The organism is Enterobacter cloacae complex sp. IR5402 (assembly GCF_049238125.1).
GTDB classification, from domain to species: Bacteria; Pseudomonadota; Gammaproteobacteria; order Enterobacterales; family Enterobacteriaceae; genus Enterobacter; species Enterobacter hormaechei_C.
Genome location: NZ_JBMKHO010000017.1, coordinates 26,607 through 46,168 on the forward strand (window position 1 = coordinate 26,607; position 19,562 = coordinate 46,168).

18 protein-coding genes and 1 other RNA gene are annotated in these 19,562 nt (G+C 55.9%); 4 read left to right on the plus strand and 15 right to left on the minus strand.

Annotation, left to right across the window (positions count from 1 at the left end):
* Positions 1–31: 31 nt before the first annotated feature.
* From gcvH to ACOTXL_RS20655, 6 genes are all read right to left on the minus strand, one after another.
* Positions 32–421: a glycine cleavage system protein GcvH gene (gene gcvH, locus ACOTXL_RS20630; RefSeq protein WP_006811885.1), complete on the minus strand. Its 390-nt coding sequence runs from the start codon at positions 419–421 to the stop codon at positions 32–34.
* Positions 422–444: 23 nt separating this feature from the next.
* Positions 445–1,539, minus strand: a complete 1,095-nt coding sequence (gene gcvT / locus ACOTXL_RS20635) for a glycine cleavage system aminomethyltransferase GcvT (RefSeq protein ID WP_003860107.1) — start codon at positions 1,537–1,539, stop codon at positions 445–447.
* A gap of 397 nt (positions 1,540–1,936) precedes the next feature.
* On the minus strand, positions 1,937–3,139 hold the full coding sequence (ubiI, locus tag ACOTXL_RS20640; RefSeq protein WP_045350801.1) for an FAD-dependent 2-octaprenylphenol hydroxylase: 1,203 nt from the start codon (positions 3,137–3,139) through the stop codon (positions 1,937–1,939).
* Positions 3,140–3,151: 12 nt separating this feature from the next.
* Positions 3,152–4,330 (minus strand): 2-octaprenyl-6-methoxyphenyl hydroxylase, encoded by a 1,179-nt coding sequence (gene ubiH, locus ACOTXL_RS20645; protein WP_003860103.1) that lies wholly within the window; start codon positions 4,328–4,330, stop codon positions 3,152–3,154.
* On the minus strand, positions 4,327–5,640 hold the full coding sequence (gene pepP / locus ACOTXL_RS20650; protein WP_086527952.1) for a Xaa-Pro aminopeptidase: 1,314 nt from the start codon (positions 5,638–5,640) through the stop codon (positions 4,327–4,329). Before pepP ends, ubiH begins: the two co-directional genes overlap by 4 nt.
* Positions 5,641–5,671: 31 nt before the next feature.
* Positions 5,672–6,250 carry a YecA family protein gene (locus tag ACOTXL_RS20655; protein WP_003860099.1) on the minus strand — a complete coding sequence of 193 codons (579 nt, stop codon included), beginning with the start codon at positions 6,248–6,250 and terminating at the stop codon, positions 5,672–5,674.
* A gap of 167 nt (positions 6,251–6,417) precedes the next feature.
* On the opposite strand from ACOTXL_RS20655, the gene zapA reads away from it, so the two are divergent.
* The 3 genes from zapA (at position 6,418) to ACOTXL_RS20670 (ending at position 7,593) form a co-directional block, all read left to right on the plus strand.
* Positions 6,418–6,747, plus strand: coding sequence for a cell division protein ZapA (gene zapA / locus ACOTXL_RS20660; protein WP_003860096.1), 330 nt, complete (start codon positions 6,418–6,420; stop codon positions 6,745–6,747).
* A gap of 41 nt (positions 6,748–6,788) precedes the next feature.
* Positions 6,789–6,972, plus strand: a non-coding RNA gene (gene ssrS, locus ACOTXL_RS20665) — 6S RNA.
* A gap of 24 nt (positions 6,973–6,996) precedes the next feature.
* A complete protein-coding gene (locus ACOTXL_RS20670; RefSeq protein ID WP_032610088.1) occupies positions 6,997–7,593 on the plus strand; it encodes a 5-formyltetrahydrofolate cyclo-ligase in 597 nt (198 codons plus the stop codon).
* A gap of 102 nt (positions 7,594–7,695) precedes the next feature.
* On the opposite strand, the gene serA is transcribed toward ACOTXL_RS20670, so the two are convergent.
* The gene (gene serA, locus ACOTXL_RS20675; protein ID WP_032610090.1) at positions 7,696–8,928 is read right to left on the minus strand and encodes a phosphoglycerate dehydrogenase; all 1,233 of its coding nucleotides are present in this window, start codon (positions 8,926–8,928) and stop codon (positions 7,696–7,698) included.
* A gap of 266 nt (positions 8,929–9,194) precedes the next feature.
* Entirely contained in the window at positions 9,195–9,854 is a 660-nt protein-coding gene (gene rpiA, locus ACOTXL_RS20680; RefSeq protein ID WP_003860091.1) for a ribose-5-phosphate isomerase RpiA, read from the minus strand.
* Between the two features lie 127 nt (positions 9,855–9,981).
* On the opposite strand from rpiA, the gene argP reads away from it, so the two are divergent.
* A complete protein-coding gene (argP, locus tag ACOTXL_RS20685) occupies positions 9,982–10,875 on the plus strand; it encodes a DNA-binding transcriptional regulator ArgP (protein WP_003860089.1) in 894 nt (297 codons plus the stop codon).
* Positions 10,876–10,923: 48 nt separating this feature from the next.
* On the opposite strand, the gene ACOTXL_RS20690 is transcribed toward argP, so the two are convergent.
* The 7 genes from ACOTXL_RS20690 to tkt form a co-directional block, all read right to left on the minus strand.
* Positions 10,924–11,664: an oxidative stress defense protein gene (locus ACOTXL_RS20690; RefSeq protein WP_023314807.1), complete on the minus strand. Its 741-nt coding sequence runs from the start codon at positions 11,662–11,664 to the stop codon at positions 10,924–10,926.
* Between the two features lie 92 nt (positions 11,665–11,756).
* Complete coding sequence (gene argO / locus ACOTXL_RS20695; protein ID WP_003860085.1) at positions 11,757–12,392, minus strand: arginine exporter ArgO; 636 nt, start codon at positions 12,390–12,392, stop codon at positions 11,757–11,759.
* Positions 12,393–12,536: 144 nt separating this feature from the next.
* Positions 12,537–13,391, minus strand: coding sequence for a small-conductance mechanosensitive channel MscS (mscS, locus tag ACOTXL_RS20700; protein ID WP_003860082.1), 855 nt, complete (start codon positions 13,389–13,391; stop codon positions 12,537–12,539).
* Positions 13,392–13,578: 187 nt separating this feature from the next.
* Positions 13,579–14,658: a class II fructose-bisphosphate aldolase gene (fbaA, locus tag ACOTXL_RS20705; RefSeq protein ID WP_003860079.1), complete on the minus strand. Its 1,080-nt coding sequence runs from the start codon at positions 14,656–14,658 to the stop codon at positions 13,579–13,581.
* A gap of 92 nt (positions 14,659–14,750) precedes the next feature.
* Entirely contained in the window at positions 14,751–15,914 is a 1,164-nt protein-coding gene (gene pgk, locus ACOTXL_RS20710) for a phosphoglycerate kinase (protein WP_045350802.1), read from the minus strand.
* Between the two features lie 49 nt (positions 15,915–15,963).
* The gene (epd, locus tag ACOTXL_RS20715) at positions 15,964–16,983 is read right to left on the minus strand and encodes an erythrose-4-phosphate dehydrogenase (RefSeq protein WP_003860076.1); all 1,020 of its coding nucleotides are present in this window, start codon (positions 16,981–16,983) and stop codon (positions 15,964–15,966) included.
* Positions 16,984–17,320: 337 nt separating this feature from the next.
* Positions 17,321–19,312, minus strand: coding sequence for a transketolase (gene tkt, locus ACOTXL_RS20720; RefSeq protein WP_003860074.1), 1,992 nt, complete (start codon positions 19,310–19,312; stop codon positions 17,321–17,323).
* Positions 19,313–19,562: the final 250 nt, after the last annotated feature.

The window sequence follows — 19,562 nt, forward strand, 5'->3', positions numbered from 1 at the left end:
TACCCTCTCCCCAAGGGGAGAGGGAAATGGCTTATTCGTCTTCCAGTAGTGCTTCGTACGCGGTCGCATCCAGCAGCGCGGCAACCTGCGCTTCGTCGCTGGCTTTGATCTTGAAGATCCAGCCGCCTTCATACGGTTCGCTGTTCACCAGCTCCGGGGAGTCGCTGAGCGCGTCGTTCACGGCAACAATTTCACCGCTTACCGGGGCGTAGATGTCAGAGGCCGCTTTAACGGATTCCGCCACCGCACAGTCATCGCCTGCGCTCACGGTTGCGCCCACTTCCGGCAGGTCAACAAACACCATGTCGCCCAGCAGCTCCTGCGCGTGCTCGGTGATCCCAACGGTGTAAGTGCCGTCCGCCTCTTTGCGCAGCCACTCGTGTTCTTTGCTGTATTTCAGTTCTGCTGGCACATTGCTCATTGAAGTTCTCCTGATAAAAATAGTTAGGCGACCGGCTTACCGGCGCGAACAAAAATCGGTTTGGTCACGTTGACCGGCATTTCGCGGTTGCGGATCTGCACCACCGCCGTTTCGCCAATCCCCGCCGGCACGCGTGCCAGGGCAATACTGTAGCCGAGCGTCGGGGAGAACGTTCCGCTGGTAATCACGCCTTCGCGATGATTGCCATCGGCATCGGTGAAGCGCACCGGCAGCTCGCCGCGCAGCACGCCTTTTTCTTTCATCACCAGGCCTACCAGCTGTTCAGTGCCCTTCTCGCGCTGCATCTCCAGCGCTTCACGACCAATAAAATCACGGTCAGCCGGTTCCCATGCGATGGTCCAGCCCATGTTGGCGGCCAGCGGAGAGACGCCTTCGTCCATCTCCTGACCGTAGAGGTTCATCCCCGCTTCCAGACGCAGCGTATCGCGCGCGCCCAGGCCCGCAGGCTTCACACCTGCCTCCACCAGCGCACGCCAGAAATCAGCGGCCTTCTCGTTTGGCATGGCAATTTCATAGCCCGCTTCACCGGTGTAGCCGGTGGTGGCGATAAACAGATCCCCCGCCTGCACGCCGAAGAATGGCTTCATGCCTTCGGTGGCTTTGCGCTGCTCGTCGCTGAACAGAGACGCGGCTTTCGCCTGGGCGTTTGGCCCCTGTACGGCAATCAGCGACAGATCGTCACGGACAGTGATGTCAATGGCGTAAGGTTCAGCGTGTTGGGAAATCCAGGAGAGGTCTTTTTCGCGGGTGGCGGAGTTTACAACGAGGCGGAAGAAATCTTCGGTGAAGTAGTAGACGATGAGGTCGTCAATCACGCCGCCAGAGGCATTGAGCATACCGGTATAGAGCGCTTTGCCCGGCGTCTTCAGTTTGGCGACGTCGTTTGCCAGCAGATAACGCAAAAACTCCCGGGTGCGGCTACCGCGCAGGTCGACAATCGTCATATGAGACACGTCGAACATACCGGCATCGGTGCGCACCGCGTGGTGCTCATCAATCTGCGAGCCGTAGTGCAGCGGCATCATCCAGCCGTGGAAGTCCACCATGCGGGCACCGCATAACACGTGCTGTTCGTACAAAGGAGTCTGTTGAGCCATCTTTTCCTCGTTGAAAAATTCACCGTGAAACCCGGTGTCGGCCTCGCGATCGGGGGCCGACGCAAACGTTCTCTTTTACCTGAACTTACCACCTAAACCGGCGGTTAACCATAAGGTAAAACGGGTCATCACATTAGCTTATGACCAAAAATCGCTGAAAAGCCTACAGAGTTATTCACTGGGAAAATGCGATTAAACCCGCATAAAATTAACAATGATCTAACAGGATTTAGCAGATGCTGATATTTCATGCGGAAAAATGGGCCGAAATTCCGTAACATAAAAATAGTAAGATTAGATTTTCTAATGCGAAAAATGACGTGAAATTAGATTATTTCAAACGAGGGAATTTCCCCGGCGCGCAGGCCGGGAAAATAAAGTGTGACGGGGATCGAGATTAACGTAACCAGTCGGGAAGATCGTTGAGGCCCATTGCCTGACGAAGAAGCTGCGGTTTTACGCCGGGAAGGGTGTCGGCCAGTTTGAGGCCAATATCGCGCAGCAGTTTTTTCGCCGGGTTCGCTCCGGCAAACAGCTCGCGGAAGCCCTGCATACCCGCCAGCATCATAGCCGCACTGTGTTTGCGGCTGCGCTCGTAGCGACGCAGATACAGATGCTGACCAATATCTTTGCCTTCCCGATGCAGGCGACGCAGCTCTTCAACCAGCTCAGCCGCGTCCATAAAGCCGAGGTTCACTCCCTGCCCGGCCAGCGGATGAATGGTATGCGCCGCATCCCCCACCAGCGCCAGACGGTGCGCGGCAAACTGACGCGCGTAGCGACCGGTTAACGGAAACGTCTGGCGTTCGCTTTCAAGCCCGCACAGGCCCAGACGGTTATCAAACGCCACGCATAGCGCCTGACTGAAGGCATCCGGCGTCGTCTCCTGCATCTGCTGCGCTTTCTCCGGCTCTAAGGACCAGACGATGGAGCAGAGATGCGGATCGGCAAGCGGCAGAAAGGCCAGAATGCCGTCATTATGGAAAATCTGGCGCGCCACGCCGCCGTGCGGCTCTTCGGTGCGGATTGTGGCCACCAACGCGTGATGACGGTAATCCCAGAAGGTCAGCGGAATATCCGCTTTGTTACGGAGCCAGGAATTAGCGCCGTCGGCACCCACTACCAGACGCGCAGTCAGCATATCGCCACTTTCAAGAGTGATAAACGCGTCGTTTTCGCCCCACGCCACCTGATGAAGTTTCGCCGGTGCGATCAGCGTGACGTCGCTGCACTGCTGCGCTTTCTGCCACAGCGCGTGGTGGATCACCGCGTTTTCAACGATATATCCAAGGTGGCTGTAACCCATGCTTTCATCGTCAAACGCGATACGGCCAAAGCTGTCTTTGTCCCACACTTCCATCCCGTGATAGCAACTGGCACGGAGCGCCACGATTTCAGACCAGACGCCAAGGTGCGTCAGTAGCTTTTCGCTGGCGGCATTGATCGCCGAGACGCGAAGCTCTGGCGGTGCATCCTGCGCCACAGGCTGCGGCGCTTTTTGCTCAAGCACGGCCACGCGCAGGCCGCTGCCCTGTAAACCACAAGCCAGCGCCAGTCCTACCATTCCGCCGCCCACAATGGCGACATCAACATTTTGCACGGTCAATACTCCTTAACGCGCGACCCAACCCAGGGTCCGCTGCGCCAGCACGTCACGTGCCGGAATGAACAGTTCCATCGCCATAAGCCCAAGGTTGCGACCCGCAACCAGCGGTGCCCAGCGATTGGCAAACAGGTGGACTAAACCGTCGGTGACGCCAATGGTCGCCGCTTTGTCCGCCTGGCGTCGTTTCTGGTAATGGCTCAGCACTGAGTATGCGCCACAATCCTGTTGTTCGCTCCACGTTCGGGCCAGGAGCTCGGCCAGGCTCATCACGTCACGGAGGCCAAGGTTGAAGCCTTGCCCGGCGATGGGGTGTAGCGTCTGCGCGGCGTTGCCGACCAGGGCGACGCGATGGGAGACAGTCTGCGATGCGGTCGTCAGCGCAAGCGGATAGGCCACGCGTTTTCCGGCGTGGGTGATGCGCCCAAGCCGCCAGCCGAAGGCCTTTTGCAGCTCGGAACAAAAACGTTCGTCGGACCAGGAGAGAACCTCATCGGCCCGATCCTGCGCATGGCACCATACCAGCGAGCAGCGCCCGTTCGACATCGGCAGCATGGCCAGCGGGCCGTGCTCCGTGAAGCGCTCAAATGCCCTGCCGTTATGCGCGCCAGCCGTAGAGACATTAGCGATGACCGCCGCCTGTCCATAGGGTTCAGAGCGCCATTCGACGCCGCACTGCGTGGCGATCGCGGAGCGTGAACCATCTGCCGCCACCAGCAGTTGCCCCTCCAGCGTGGTGCCGTTGTCCAGCGTCACGCTGACGGCCTCGTCACGGCGGCTGAAGCTGGCGACGCGCGCCGGACAGTGCAGCGTGACGCCAGGGGCATCCTGTAACAGACGGAACAGCCGCAGCCCCACGTCATGCAGCTCGACGACCTGCCCCAGTGCCTCAATTCGGTAATCGTGGGCATCCAGCGTCACAAACCCGGCGTGGCCGCGATCGCTGACGTGAACGGTGCCGATGGCCGTCGCGCAGTCCGCTATCGCCTGCCAGATGCCAATGCGCGCAAGCTGCTGGCAGGTTCCCTGGGCCAGCGCGATGGCGCGGGCATCGAAGCCGGGATGATCGGCCGCCTGCGGCGCAACCGCCTCAACAAGATGCACCGGAAGCTGGCCTTTGGTTAACTGCGAAATGGCCAGCGCCAGAGTAGCGCCGGTCATGCCTCCGCCAACGATGATCACGCTCATACGCGTGCCGCCGCCATCAGCGCCTCGATGTCGTCGGCTTTTTTCACCACGGTCGCGGTCAGGTTTTCGTTACCGGTTTCGGTGATGACGATGTCATCTTCAATGCGAATGCCGATCCCGCGGTACTGTTCTGGCACGTCGGCATCCGGCGCGATGTACAGCCCAGGCTCAACGGTCAGCACCATGCCTGGCTCCAGCACGCGCGAACGTTCCGGACCGTATGCCCCGACGTCATGCACATCCAGCCCCAGCCAGTGGCTCAGGCCGTGCATAAAGTACGGACGATGGGCGTTTTCGGTTATAAGGGTGTCCACATCGCCTTTCAAAATGCCGAGCTTCACCAGCCCGGTAATCATGATGCGCACCACCTCGCCCGTAACCTCCTGGATGGAGGTGCCAGGGCGGAACAGCGTCAGCGCGGTCTCCAGAGACTCAAGCACGATGTCATAGATTTCACGCTGCGCGGTGGTGAATTTACCGTTCACCGGGAAGGTACGGGTGATGTCGCCCGCGTAACCCTGATATTCACAGCCCGCGTCAATCAGCACCAGATCGCCGTCGCGCAGTTCACTTTCGTTTTCGGTGTAGTGCAGAATGCAGCCGTTTTCACCGCCGCCTACGATGGTGTTATAGGACGGGAAGCGCGCGCCGTGACGGTTAAATTCATGGTGAATTTCGCCTTCAAGCTGGTACTCGAACATACCGGGACGGCACTTTTCCATGGCGCGGGTATGCGCCAGGGCGCTGATTTCGCCCGCGCGGCGCATCACGTTCAGCTCTTCTTCAGACTTAAACAGACGCATCTCATGCACCATCGGACGCCAGTCCGTCAGGGTGGCGGGTGCAGACAAATTCTGACGTGAGCCTTTACGCAGCTTATCCAGCGCGGTGAAGACAATGTCATCCGCATACGCGTATTCGCCCTGCGCGTGATAGAGCACGTCCAGGCCATTCAGCAGTTGGTAAAGCTGCTGGTTGATTTCGCTGTAGGCCAGCGCACGGTCCACGCCCAGTTTTTCCGGCGCCGCCTCCTGCCCTAAGCGGCGGCCAAACCAGATTTCCGCGGTCAGATCGCGCACGCGGTTAAAAATCACGCTGTGGTTGTGGGTGTCATTGCTTTTAATCAGCACCAGTACCGCTTCCGGCTCGTTAAACCCGGTGAAGTACCAGAAATCACTGCTCTGGCGATAGGGGTATTCGCTGTCGGCGCTGCGCGTCACTTCCGGCGCGGCGAAAATCAGGGCAGCGCTTCCCGGCTGCATTTTTGCCAGCAGCGCCTGACGACGGCGAGAATACTCTTGACTGGAGATAACCATGACACCCTCCTGTGCGTTATTTTTCTTAGTGTAATGTTGGCTTGCGAACTTCCGGCGCGGTCGGCTGCGAGCGCGTAAAGTTGTCGTGGCACAGCAGAGACGCCACGCGCACGTACTCGATAATCTCTTCGAGAGACATTTCCAGCTCTTCCTGGTCTTCGTCTTCATCGTAGCCGAGCTGGGCGATATTACGCAGATCGTCGATCGCTTCACCCGCTTCGCCGGTCACTTTATCCAGTTTAGGCTGGGTTACGCCCAGGCCAAGAAGATAGTGGTTTACCCAACCCGCGAGCGCATCGGCGCGATCGAAGACGCTGACATCGTCGCCTTCAGGCAGATAAAGCTGAAAAAGAAAGCCATCGTCTTCCAGGGAATCGCTGGTTGCGGCGTGCATTTTACGCAGCGCTTCCGCCAGTTCGTGGCCAAACGCCAGCCCTTCGTTGGTGAGGTCGTGGATCAGCGGCTGCCATGAGCTGTCGCTGTTTCCGCCGCACAGTATGCCGCTGATCAGACCGTGCATTTCGGCAGGGGTCAGACCGACTCCCTGCTGGTTCAGTAACTGGTTTAAATCCTTGTAACCAGGCATTTCGTTCTGTATAGACATACGCATTCGTCATCAAAGGGAGGATATTCATGATATGCTACCACTTTGGACCCTGGTGATACCAGAAAAGGGCTTGTATCTTCACATCAGGGTAGCTATAGTGTCGCCCCTTCGCAGCCCCCGGGGCAGTAAGCGAAGGCAGCGCAGTCAATCAGCAGGAAGGTGGCATGTCTGCACAACCCGTCGATCTCCAGATTTTTGGCCGTTCACTGCGAGTGAATTGTCCGCCTGAACAAAGGGATGCCTTGAATCAGGCTGCGGACGATTTGAATCAGCGGTTGCAAGATCTAAAAGAACGCACTAGAGTCACAAATACTGAGCAGCTGGTTTTCATCGCCGCGTTGAACATCAGCTATGAACTGACTCAGGAAAAAGCGAAGACCCGCGATTACGCGGCAAGCATGGAGCAGCGCATTAAAATGCTCCAGCAGACCATAGAACAGGCATTGCTTGATCAAGGTCGCAGTCCCGAAAGACCGGGACCAAAGTTTGAATAACACTTCTCAGTTGACTATGGTAGAGTAACTGTGAAGACAAAATTTCTCTGAGATGTTCGCAAGCGGGCCAGTCCCCTGAGCCGATATTTCATACCACAAGAATGTGGCGCTCCATGGTTGGTGAGCACGCTCGGTCCGTCCGAGAAGCCTTAAAACTATGACGACACATTCACCTTGAACCAAGGGTTCAAGGGTTACAGCCTGCGGCGGCATCTCGGAGATTCCCTCTCTTTTCTTCTACCGACTACCATGACTCAATTCCCTGAAGTTTCTGCTTCACGCCAGGACATCCGTCAGCTTATTCGCCAGCGTCGTCGCGCCTTAAGCGCCGAGCAACAGGCACATTTTGCCCAGCAGGCCGCCGCCCGCATGATGGCCTATCCGCCTGTGGTGATGGCAAACACCGTCGCCCTGTTTCTCTCGTTTGATGGTGAGCTGGATACCCAACCGCTTATCGACCAGCTCTGGCGCGCCGGGAAAAAAGTTTATCTGCCGGTGCTACATCCCTTTAGCCGAGGCAATCTGCTGTTTCTGCACTACCATCCGCACAGCGAACTGGTGGTAAATCGTCTGAAAATCACAGAACCCAAACTCGACGTGCGCGATGTGCTCCCGCTTTCCGGGCTGGATGTGCTGATTACGCCGCTGGTGGCGTTTGACGAGCAGGGCCAGCGATTAGGCATGGGCGGGGGTTTCTACGACAGGACGCTACAAAACTGGCAGCAGTACGGATTGCAGCCGGTGGGGTATGCGCATGATTGCCAGGGCGTGGAGGTATTACCCGTAGAGAAATGGGATGTGCCGTTGCCGGCGGTGGTGACGCCCAGTAAAACCTGGACCTGGTAGAATAAAGCCGGGTGGCGGCTACGCCTTACCCGGCCTACATAAATCCTCGAACATTGTAGGTCGGGTAAGCGTAAGCGCCACCCGACACCACAGACCGCACCATCAGTACAGCAGACGCGCGCGAATCGTCCCCGGAATGGCCTTCATGCTCTGCAATGCTTTCTCGGCGATGTCTTCATCCGCTTCAATATCAATAACCACATAACCCATCTGCGAGTTAGTTTGCAGATACTGCGCAGCAATGTTAACGCCCTGCTCGGCAAAGATCTGGTTGATGGCGGTCAGCACGCCAGGACGGTTTTCGTGGATGTGCAGCAGACGACGCCCACCGTGCAGCGGCAGAGACACCTCCGGGAAGTTCACCGCAGAGAGCGTTGAACCGTTGTCGGAATATTTACTCAGTTTACCCGCCACTTCCAGGCCGATATTCTCCTGCGCTTCCTGAGTAGAACCGCCAATGTGCGGCGTCAGAATCACGTTGTCGAACTCGCACAGCGGAGAGGTGAACGGATCGCTGTTAGTGGCCGGTTCCGTCGGGAACACGTCAATCGCCGCACCCGCCAGATGTTTACGCTTCAGCGCGTCGCACAGTGCAGGAATGTCAACCACGGTACCGCGCGCGGCGTTGATCAGCAGAGAGCCCGGCTTCATCAGCGCCAGCTCTTCTGCGCCCATCATGTTTTTGGTGGACGCATTTTCCGGCACGTGCAGGCTTACCACGTCGCTCATGTTCAGCAGGTCAGAAAGATGCTGCACCTGCGTCGCGTTACCCAGCGGCAGCTTGCTTTCGATATCGTAGAAAAACACGTGCATGCCGAGAGATTCCGCCAGAATACCGAGCTGCGTACCGATATGGCCGTAACCGATAATCCCGAGCTTTTTCCCACGGGCTTCGTAGGAGCCCGCAGCCAGCTTATTCCACACGCCGCGGTGCGCTTTGGCGTTAGCCTCCGGAATGCCGCGAAGCAGCAGCAGCAGCTCGCCAATTACCAGCTCCGCCACGGAACGGGTGTTAGAGAACGGCGCGTTAAAGACCGGGATACCGCGTTTTGCGGCGGCATTCAGATCAACCTGGTTGGTGCCGATGCAGAAACAGCCAATCGCCACCAGCTTTTCCGCCGCAGCAATAACGTCTTCAGTCAGTTGGGTACGGGATCGCAGGCCAATGAAATGGGCATCACGGATGGACGCTTTCAGCTCTTCGGTATCGAGCGCGCCTTTGTGAAATTCGATGTTGGTGTAACCTGCCGCACGAAGGCTATCGATTGCTTTTTGATGCACGCCCTCGACCAGCAGGAATTTAATCTTGTCTTTCTCCAGTGATACCTTTGCCATTTACCCGACCCTGTTTTTGTCTGAACTGATGTTGTGCTGGATATAAATCCGCTGTAGCCAACATATCAAAAAAAACTATTGCAGCAATATGAACGTTTGCGTCAGTACGCTGAAGGAAAGTCATACAGCGCAAAATGGCAGAGGAAAATGCTATGGAAATTTACAAACGCGGAAGGATCGGCAAAAGAGACATAAAAACGTGACACAAGTCACCGAATTTAGCGTTTCAAAAATTTTTTAGCGGGGGGAGGACTCCCCCCGTCAGATCATTTTACGATGGTTTTCACGCCGTCAGCGGTGCCGATCAGCGCCACATCCGCGCCACGGTTGGCAAATAACCCTACGGTAACAACGCCTGGAATGCCGTTGATCGCATTTTCCAGCGCAATGGCATCGAGGATCTCAAGGCCGTGAACGTCGAGGATCACGTTGCCGTTGTCGGTCACCACACCCTGACGGTATTCCGGACGACCGCCCAGCTTCACAAGTTGACGGGCAACCGCGCTGCGCGCCATCGGGATCACTTCGACCGGCAGCGGGAAATTCCCCAGAATGTCGACCTGCTTGGAGGCGTCCGCGATGCAGATGAACTTATCCGCCACGGAAGCGATGATTTTTTCGCGGGTCAGCGCCGCGCCACCGCCTTTGATCATCTGCATGTGGCCGTTGATTTCATCCGCGCCATCAACGTAAATGCCCAGACGGTCCACTTCGTTGAGGTCGAAAACGGTGATGCCGAGGCTTTTCAGCTTTTCCGTGGAAGCATCGGAGCTGGAAACCGCGCCCTCGATCTGCCCCTTCATCGTGCCCAGCGCATCGATAAAGTGCGCCGCCGTCGACCCCGTACCAACACCGACAATGGTACCCGGCTGTACGTACTGGAGAGCGGCCCATCCTACTGCTTTTTTCAGTTCATCCTGCGTCATGATCGTTTTGCCTGTGGTGTGAAAACTCAGGGCGCATTATAGAACACGTCGAATGGATTTCGTCTGCCACGAAGGGAAAATTGTGTCATAGTGCAGATTAAGCAAAATTAAGGAGTCAGCCAGAGCAATGAAACGTCCGGACTACAGAACACTACAGGCACTTGATGCAGTTATTCGTGAACGCGGTTTTGAGCGCGCGGCGCAAAAGCTGTGCATCACCCAGTCCGCCGTATCACAGCGTATCAAACAGCTTGAAAACATGTTCGGGCAGCCGCTGCTGGTGCGTACCGTACCGCCGCGTCCGACAGAGCAAGGACAAAAGCTCCTCGCCCTGCTGCGTCAGGTTGAACTGCTGGAAGATGAATGGCTGGGCGATGAACAAACCGGCTCCACGCCGCTGCTGCTGTCGCTGGCAGTGAACGCCGACAGTCTGGCAACCTGGCTGCTGCCGGCCCTTGCGCCAGTGCTGGCCGACTCCCCAATCCGCCTGAACCTTCAGGTTGAAGACGAGACCCGCACTCAGGAACGCCTGCGCCGTGGCGAAGTGGTTGGGGCGGTCAGTATTCAGCCGCAGGCGCTGCCAAGCTGTCTGGTGGATCAGCTGGGCGCGCTGGATTACCTGTTTGTCGGTTCAAAAGCCTTTGCAGAGCGCTACTTCCCGAACGGCGTGACTCGCGCCGCGCTGCTGAAAGCCCCTGCCGTCGCGTTCGACCATCTGGACGATATGCATCAGGCCTTCCTGCAACAAAACTTCGATTTGCCGCCGGGCAGCGTGCCGTGTCATATCGTTAACTCGTCCGAAGCCTTCGTACAGCTCGCGCGTCAGGGCACCACCTGCTGCATGATCCCGCATTTGCAGATTGAGAAAGAGTTGAAAAGCGGTGAGCTGATTGATTTAACCCCGGGGCTGTATCAGCGCCGGATGCTATACTGGCACCGTTTTGCCCCGGAAAGCCGCATGATGCGCAACGTCACCGACGCGCTGCTGGCGTTTGGGCATAAGGTGTTGAGACAGGATTAATCGCTTGAATTCCCTCTCCCTGTGGGAGAGGGTTAGGGTGAGGGCAAACTACTGCGCCTTAGCCGCCTCAGTTTGCTGAGTTTCAGTCGGCTCCAGCTGGAACACCACATCAACCTGATCGTCGAACTGAATGGTTGGCTGCTCGTAGGTTTCCTGAGCAGAAACCGGCGCGGCGTCCGCCTTCATCATCCGCACCATCGGGCTTGGCTGGTAGTTTGAAACGTGGTAGCGCACGCTGTAAACCGGACCGAGCTTGGTCTTGAAGCCGGAAGCCAGCTGCTGCGCCTGATGAATGGCATCATCTATCGCCGCTTTACGCGCTTCGTCTTTATATTTCTCCGGTTGCGCAACGCCCAGCGAGACGGAACGAATTTCGTTCAGCCCTGCCTTCAGCGCACCATCCAGCAATCCGTTGAGCTTATCAAGCTGGCGCACGGTCACTTCCACAGTACGCACGGCGCGATAGCCTTTCAGGATGCTTTTGCCGTTCTGGTAGTCGTAATCCGGTTGGGTACGCAGGTTCGCAGAGCTGATGTCTTTTTTCGCGACACCGTTCTGTTCCAGGAAAGAGAGGTATTGCGCAACACGATCGTCTGCCTGTTTCTTGGCGGAAGCAGCATCTTTCGCCGCCACGTTCACTTCAATTGCCAGGGTTGCAACATCCGGTACCGCATCCACACTTGCCGTGCCTGAAGTGACAATGTGCGGGCCGTTCGGCAGTTCATTCGCCTGCACCGACACCGCACCTAAACTTACTAATGCCGCCAGGGCCATCACCTTAAACTTCACTGTCATTCCTCCATGTTGCGAAGAGTGCCCTGTTAACAGGGCTCATGCCAGCAAGCTTAGCGGGTCTTGTCCAGATGTCCATAAGACAACGCTTAGTTGAACAATCCCTGTACGTGATGAATGCCCTCTTTCGCCAGCTGGAAGGCAATAAACCACATCACCAGCCCCACCAGGGTATTGATAATGCGCTGTGCTTTGGCGGTACGCAGTCGTGGCGCCAGCCACGCCGCCAGGATCGCAAGACCGAAGAACCAGAGGAAGGAGGCGCTGACCGTACCGAGCGCAAACCAGCGTTTCGGCTCAACGTCCAGCTGTCCGCCCAGGCTGCCCAGTACCACAAAGGTATCAAGGTAGACGTGCGGGTTAAGCCACGTCACGGCGAGCATGGTGACGATAATCTTCCAGCGCCCCTGCTTCATCACTTCGGCGCTAGCCAGCTCAAGATTGCTGCTCATGGCCGTTTTCAGGGCACCAAACCCGTACCACAGCAGAAACGCTACGCCGCCCCAGGTAACCAGCGCCAGCAGCCACGGCGACTGCATCAACAGGGCGCTGCCGCCAAAAATCCCGGCGCAAATCAGCAGCAGATCGCTCACCGCACACAGCAGGGCAATCATCAGATGGTACTGACGGCGAATGCCCTGGTTCATCACGAACGCATTTTGTGGACCAAGGGGAAGGATCATGGCCGCACCTAACGCAAGCCCCTGAAAATAATAAGATAACATGACGTCATTCTCGCAGAGTTGTCCTGGGGCAGACTATACTGCGGGAACGTCATTAGAGGAAATGGATAATATTAATTGGGGATTAGCCGGGCTAATAAAAGAAAAGCCCGGTGTCGCTGACGCTTACCGGGCCTACGGGAGACGTTACTCTGCTTCTTTGACTTTTTTGACGTTTACGTCCATCTGCGGGTACGGGAAGCTGATGCCGTTGGCATCGAAATCACGCTTGATGCGCTCCAGCACATCCCAGTAAACGTTTTGCAGATCGCTGCTTTTGCTCCAGATGCGCACCACAAAATTAATAGATGACGCGCCCAGCTCGTTCAGACGAACGGTCTGCTCGCGGTCCTTCAGAATGCGATCGTCAGAGGCAATGATGTTGGCGATCAGCGACTTCACCTGATCGATATCGGAGTCGTACGCCACGCTGATGATCAGCTCGTTACGACGCACCGGCTCGCGGGAGAAGTTAATGATATTGCCCGCAATGATTTTCCCGTTCGGGACTACCACAATGCGACCATCCACGGTACGCAGGGTCGTGGAGAAAATCTGAACCTGCAACACGGTACCGGCAATACCGCCCAGATCCACATACTCACCGGAACGGAACGGACGGAAGGTCACCAGCAATACGCCCGCCGCCAGGTTAGACAGCGAACCCTGCAATGCCAGACCAATGGCCAGACCGGCAGCACCGAGCACAGCGATGACGGATGCCGTCTGCACGCCGACACGCCCCAGCGCCGCAATCAGCGTAAAGGCGATAATGCCGTAACGGACCAGCGCGGAGAGGAAATCGGCGACTGTGGCATCAATGTGTCGTGCGACCATCACCCGGTTGACAGCGTTCGAAACGATACGCGCCACGATCATCCCGACAATGATGATGGCAATAGCGGCAACAATATTCACGGCGTAGCTCAGCAGTAGCGCCTGGTTGCGCACCAGCCAGTTACCCGCGTTATTGATGCTGTCTACAACATCAAGTTGTTCCATTTATTCTTCCTTTTGTTAAACCAAAACACAAAATCCATCCCCCATGGAGACAGGCAGGTCAGTAAAGGGTAAACAAAAAGCACCGGCTTTGCCAAACAGATCACAAAATCAGGTATTGCAGGATATTGAAAAAGCATAAAAAAAGGCCCGCATATGCGGACCTTCTTGACGCTATGAACAGCTCAAATTACAGAACGTCAACCGCGTTCAGTTCTTTGAATGCCTGCTCCAGACGAGTAATCATAGAAGTCTGGGCAGCGCGCAGCCATACGCGTGGATCGTAGTATTTCTTGTTCGGCTGGTCTTCGCCTTTCGGGTTGCCCAGCTGACCTTGCAGGTAAGCTTCGTTGGTTTTGTAGTATTGCAGGATACCGTCCCAGGTTGCCCATTGGGTGTCGGTATCGATATTCATTTTCACTACGCCGTAGCTTACGGAATCTTTGATTTCCTGAGCAGAAGAACCGGAACCGCCGTGGAAGACGAAGTTCAGGCTGTTGTGCGGCAGGTTGTGTTTTTTGGACACGTATTCCTGAGAATCACGCAGGATGGTCGGGGTCAGAACCACGTTACCTGGTTTGTATACGCCGTGTACGTTACCGAAGGACGCTGCGATAGTGAAGCGTGGGCTGATTTTGCTCAGCTCGGTGTAAGCGTAATCAACGTCTTCTGGCTGAGTGTACAGTGCAGAAGCGTCCATGTGGCTGTTGTCCACACCGTCTTCTTCACCGCCGGTGCAACCCAGTTCGATTTCCAGGGTCATGCCCATTTTGGACATACGCGCCAGGTACTTAGAGCAGATCTCGATGTTTTCTTCCAGAGACTCTTCGGACAGGTCGATCATGTGAGAAGAGAACAGTGGCTTACCGGTTGCTGCGAAGTGTTTTTCGCCTGCGTCCAGCAGACCGTCGATCCATGGCAGCAGTTTTTTCGCGCAGTGGTCAGTGTGCAGGATAACCGGAACACCGTAGTGCTCAGCCATCTGGTGAACGTGATGTGCGCCAGAGATAGCGCCCAGGATTGCAGCACCCTGAGGAATGTCAGTTTTCACGCCTTTACCTGCGATGAACGCAGCGCCGCCGTTAGAGAACTGAACGATAACTGGAGCTTTAACTTTAGCAGCAGTTTCCAGTACGGCGTTGATGGAGTCGGTACCCACGCAGTTAACTGCTGGCAGAGCGAAGTTGTTTTCTTTAGCTACCTGGAACACTTTCTGTACGTCATCACCAGTGATAACGCCAGGTTTTACGAAATCAAAAATTTTAGACATGTTGCTTAGTCCTGTATCTTCGGCCGTTAGAAATGGTGCGAGCTCTGATAAGCGCGCTGAAAATTGGGCAGGTTTCCCTGCCCCTGAATGGCTTACTTCTTAGCGCGCTCTTCGAGCATTGCTACTGCTGGCAGAACTTTGCCTTCCACGAATTCGAGGAATGCGCCGCCACCAGTGGAGATGTAGGAGATCTTGTCAGCGATACCGAACAGGTCGATTGCTGCCAGGGTGTCACCACCGCCTGCGATAGAGAACGCTTCGCTGTCTGCGATTGCGTTAGCCACGATCTCAGTCCCTTTGCGGAAGTTCGGGAATTCGAACACGCCGACAGGACCGTTCCACAGGATAGTTTTTGCGTTTTTCAGGATTTCAGCCAGTTTCTGTGCAGAAACGTCGCCCAGGTCCAGAATCTGCTCTTCATCTTTGATGTCGCTAACAGATTTCAGGGTTGCGGTAGCAGTTTCGGAGAACTCGGTTGCCACGCGAACGTCAGTTGGAACCGGGATATCACAGGTACCCAGCAGACGTTTGGCTTCGTCAACCAGATCCGCTTCGTACAGGGATTTACCCACGTTGTGGCCTTGCGCAGCAACGAAGGTGTTCGCGATACCACCGCCAACGATCAGCTGGTCAGCGATTTTGGACAGAGAATCCAGTACGGTCAGTTTGGTAGAAACTTTAGAACCACCAACGATAGCGACCATTGGACGAGCAGGTTCTTTCAGTGCTTTACCCAGCGCTTCCAGTTCGTCAGCCAGCAGCGGACCTGCACAGGCGACGTCTGCGAATTTACCGATACCGTGGGTAGATGCCTGCGCACGGTGAGCCGTACCGAATGCATCCATCACGAATACGTCGCACAGCGCAGCGTATTTTTTGGACAGGGTTTCGTCGTCTTTCTTTTCGCCTTTGTTGAAGCGAACGTTTTCCAGAACAACCAGCTCACCTTCGGCAACTTCCACGCCGTCCAGGTAATCTTTCACCAGGCGAACCGGGCTGGACAGTTTGTCTTTCAGGTAATTAACAACCGGCAGCAGAGAGAACTCTTCGTTGTACTCGCCTTCAGTTGGACGGCCCAGGTGGGAGGTGACCATCACTTTAGCGCCCTGCTTCAGAGCCAGTTCAATGGTTGGCAGAGATGCACGGATACGCGCGTCGCTGGTCACTTTGCCATCTTTAACCGGTACGTTCAGATCGGCACGGATGAAAACGCGTTTACCTGCCAGATCCAGATCGGTCATCTTAATTACAGACATGGTGAATCCTCTCGTTGATTCTTAAAGTTTTGCAAGCGCAAGGTGCGCTCTACCTGAAACCTTTCGCGGCCATGGCTAACGTGGTGTCGAGCATTCGGTTAGCAAAGCCCCATTCGTTATCACACCAGACCAGCGTCTTGATGAGGTGCGCACCACTGACTCGCGTCTGCGTGCCATCCACGATGGCGCTATGCGGGTCGTGGTTAAAATCTACTGAGACCAACGGTAATTCCGTATAGTCAACTATACCATGAAATGCTCCCTGTGCCGCTTTTTGCAGCAACAGGTTGACTTCACAGGCTTTTACCGGTTTTTTCACCGTCACGCTAAGATCGATTGCGGTGACGTTTATCGTCGGAACGCGCACGGCAATCGCTTCAAAACGGTCGTTAAACTGCGGGAAAATACGGGTGATCCCGGCAGCCAGTTTCGTATCCACCGGAATGATTGACTGGCTCGCCGCGCGAGTGCGTCGTAAATCCGGATGGTAGGCGTCGATTACCTGCTGATCGTGCATGGCGGAGTGAATCGTGGTCACGGTGCCGGATTCAATGCCATAAGCATCGTCTAACAGTTTAATGACCGGAATAATGCAGTTGGTGGTGCAGGAGGCGTTGGAGACAATGCGGTGTTCAGCGTGCAGCTCGTGCTGGTTAACACCAAACACGACGGTGGCGTCGAGGTCGTTACTGCCGGGATGGGAGAACAGCACTTTTTTCGCGCCAGCATTCAGATGCGCTTCGCCATGTTCACGGTTACCGTACACGCCGGTACAGTCCAGCACCACATCCACACCCAGTTCGCGCCAGGGCAGCCCTTCAATACTGTTCTCATGCAGCACGCGGATGGCATCGTCACCGACGAACAGCTGTTCCCTTTCCTGGCGAACATCCCAGGCAAAGCGACCGTGGCTGGTGTCATATTTCAACAAATGTGCCATGCCCGCAGCATCCGCCAGTTCATTGATTGCCACCACGGTGATTTCCGCACGACGCCCGGATTCATATAAAGCACGAACCACGTTGCGCCCGATGCGACCGAAGCCATTAATCGCTACGCGTACGGTCATAGATCTCCTGCAAAGCTATCCCTAAGTTTGAGGTGGCTGAAAGAGTAATCCAGCGACGCCCGAAGTGGAATCCTTGCTGTCACAAACTGCGATTGATTGGTCAATTGTCGAACATTTAATCGACTGAAACGCTTCAGCAAGAATAAGCGAATCGAGGAATAAAAGGAATGTCTGTCCAGATGAATAAGCGAGCTATATGACTTGCGTCACATTTTGGGTGGAATAATGCTTACAAAAAAGCCGGGTGGCGCGTTAGCGCTTACCCGGCCTACTTTATTCTCCCTCTCCCCGTGGGAGAGAGCCAGGGTGAGGGCATCAGCCCGCACCGGACAAACAATTACAGCAGTTCTTTCGCCTTAGCGACAACGTTTTCAACGGTGAAGCCGAACTCTTCAAACAGCTGTTCAGCTGGCGCAGACTCACCAAACGTGGTCATCCCGACGATAGCGCCGTTCAGACCCACGTATTTGAACCAGTAGTCTGCGATACCCGCTTCCACTGCCACGCGAGCGGAGACCGCTTTAGGCAGTACGGATTCGCGGTACGCGGCATCCTGCTTGTCGAACGCATCGGTAGAAGGCATAGAAACCACACGCGCTTTCACGCCTTCGGCAGTCAGTTTTTCCCATGCGGCAACGGCCAGTTCAACTTCAGAACCGGTCGCGATGAAGATCAGCTCAGGCTGGCCTGCGCAATCTTTCAGCACGTAACCACCGCGCGCGATGTTTGCCAGCTGCTCTGGGGTACGCTCCTGCTGCGCCAGGTTCTGACGGGAGAGGATCAGCGCGGTCGGGCCATCCTGACGCTCAACGCCGTATTTCCACGCCACCGCAGATTCAACCTGGTCACATGGACGCCATGTGCTCATGTTCGGGGTCACGCGCAGGGAAGCCACCTGCTCTACTGGCTGGTGAGTTGGACCATCTTCGCCCAGACCGATGGAGTCGTGGGTGTAGACCATCACCTGACGCTGTTTCATCAGCGCAGCCATACGCACGGCGTTACGTGCATATTCCACAAACATCAGGAAGGTAGAAGTGTACGGCAGGAAACCACCGTGCAGAGCGATACCGTTGGCAATCGCAGTCATACCGAACTCACGTACACCGTAATGGATGTAGTTACCGGCAGTATCTTCGTTGATTGGCTTAGATCCGGACCACAGGGTCAGGTTTGATGGCGCCAGGTCAGCGGAGCCGCCGAGGAATTCTGGAAGCAGAGGGCCAAACGCTTCGATCGCATTCTGAGATGCTTTACGGCTGGCGATCTTGGCTGGGTTCGCCTGCAACTTCGCGATGAACTCGTTCGCTTTGGCGTCGAAGTCAGACGGCATGTCACCTTTCATACGACGGGTGAACTCAGCCGCTTCCTGTGGGAAGGCTTTCGCGTAAGCCGCGAACTTCTCGTTCCAGGCCGCTTCTTTCGCCTGACCCACTTCTTTCGCATCCCACTGAGCGTAGATTTCAGACGGGATTTCGAAGGCAGGGTGTTTCCAGCCCAGCGCTTCACGGGTCAGTGCGATTTCCGCATCGCCCAGCGGTGCGCCGTGGGAGTCATGGGTGCCCGCTTTGTTCGGAGAACCGAAGCCGATGATGGTTTTGCACATCAGCAGGGACGGTTTGTCGGTCACAGCGCGCGCTTCTTCTACTGCACGTTTAATCGAGTCAGCATCGTGGCCATCAACGCCACGCACAACGTGCCAGCCGTAGGCTTCGAAACGTGCTGCGGTGTCGTCAGTGAACCAGCCTTCAACATGACCGTCGATGGAGATACCGTTGTCGTCGTAGAACGCAACCAGTTTACCCAGCTTCAGGGTGCCTGCCAGGGAGCACACTTCGTGAGAAATGCCTTCCATCATGCAGCCGTCGCCCAGGAAGGCGTAGGTGAAGTGGTCAACGATGTCGTGGCCAGGACGGTTAAACTGCGCCGCCAGGGTCTTCTCTGCAATCGCCATACCTACGGCGTTAGCGATGCCCTGACCCAGCGGACCGGTAGTGGTTTCAACGCCAGCGGTGTAGCCCACTTCCGGGTGACCTGGAGTTTTGGAGTGCAGCTGACGGAAGTTTTTCAGCTCTTCGATTGGCAGATCGTAGCCAGTGAGGTGCAGCAGGCTGTAGATCAGCATAGAGCCGTGGCCGTTAGACAGCACGAAACGGTCGCGGTCTGCCCATGCCGGGTTCTGCGGGTTATGGTTCAGGAAATCACGCCACAGGACTTCGGCGATGTCAGCCATGCCCATAGGGGCGCCCGGGTGGCCGGATTTGGCTTTCTGTACTGCGTCCATGCTCAGCGCACGAATAGCATTAGCAAGCTCTTTACGTGAGGACATTTTAACTCCAGATCGGACTGTTAAAGGCCATGCCCTTGACGACAGCGCGTTTTGGGCTACGCCGGAAAAAAGTGCCAACAATGTAACCCAAGCCGCAGGGCATGTACATGGAGCATTCTTTTGCTGCTTAAGAAATCTCTGGATCATGCTCGCATGTTGCGCAATCTGCTCGCCCGCCCCTGTAGATATTCCTTATACTTAGCCCGACACCGGCTTCGTTGACGGTGCATTTTTCGGAATTAATTCAGAT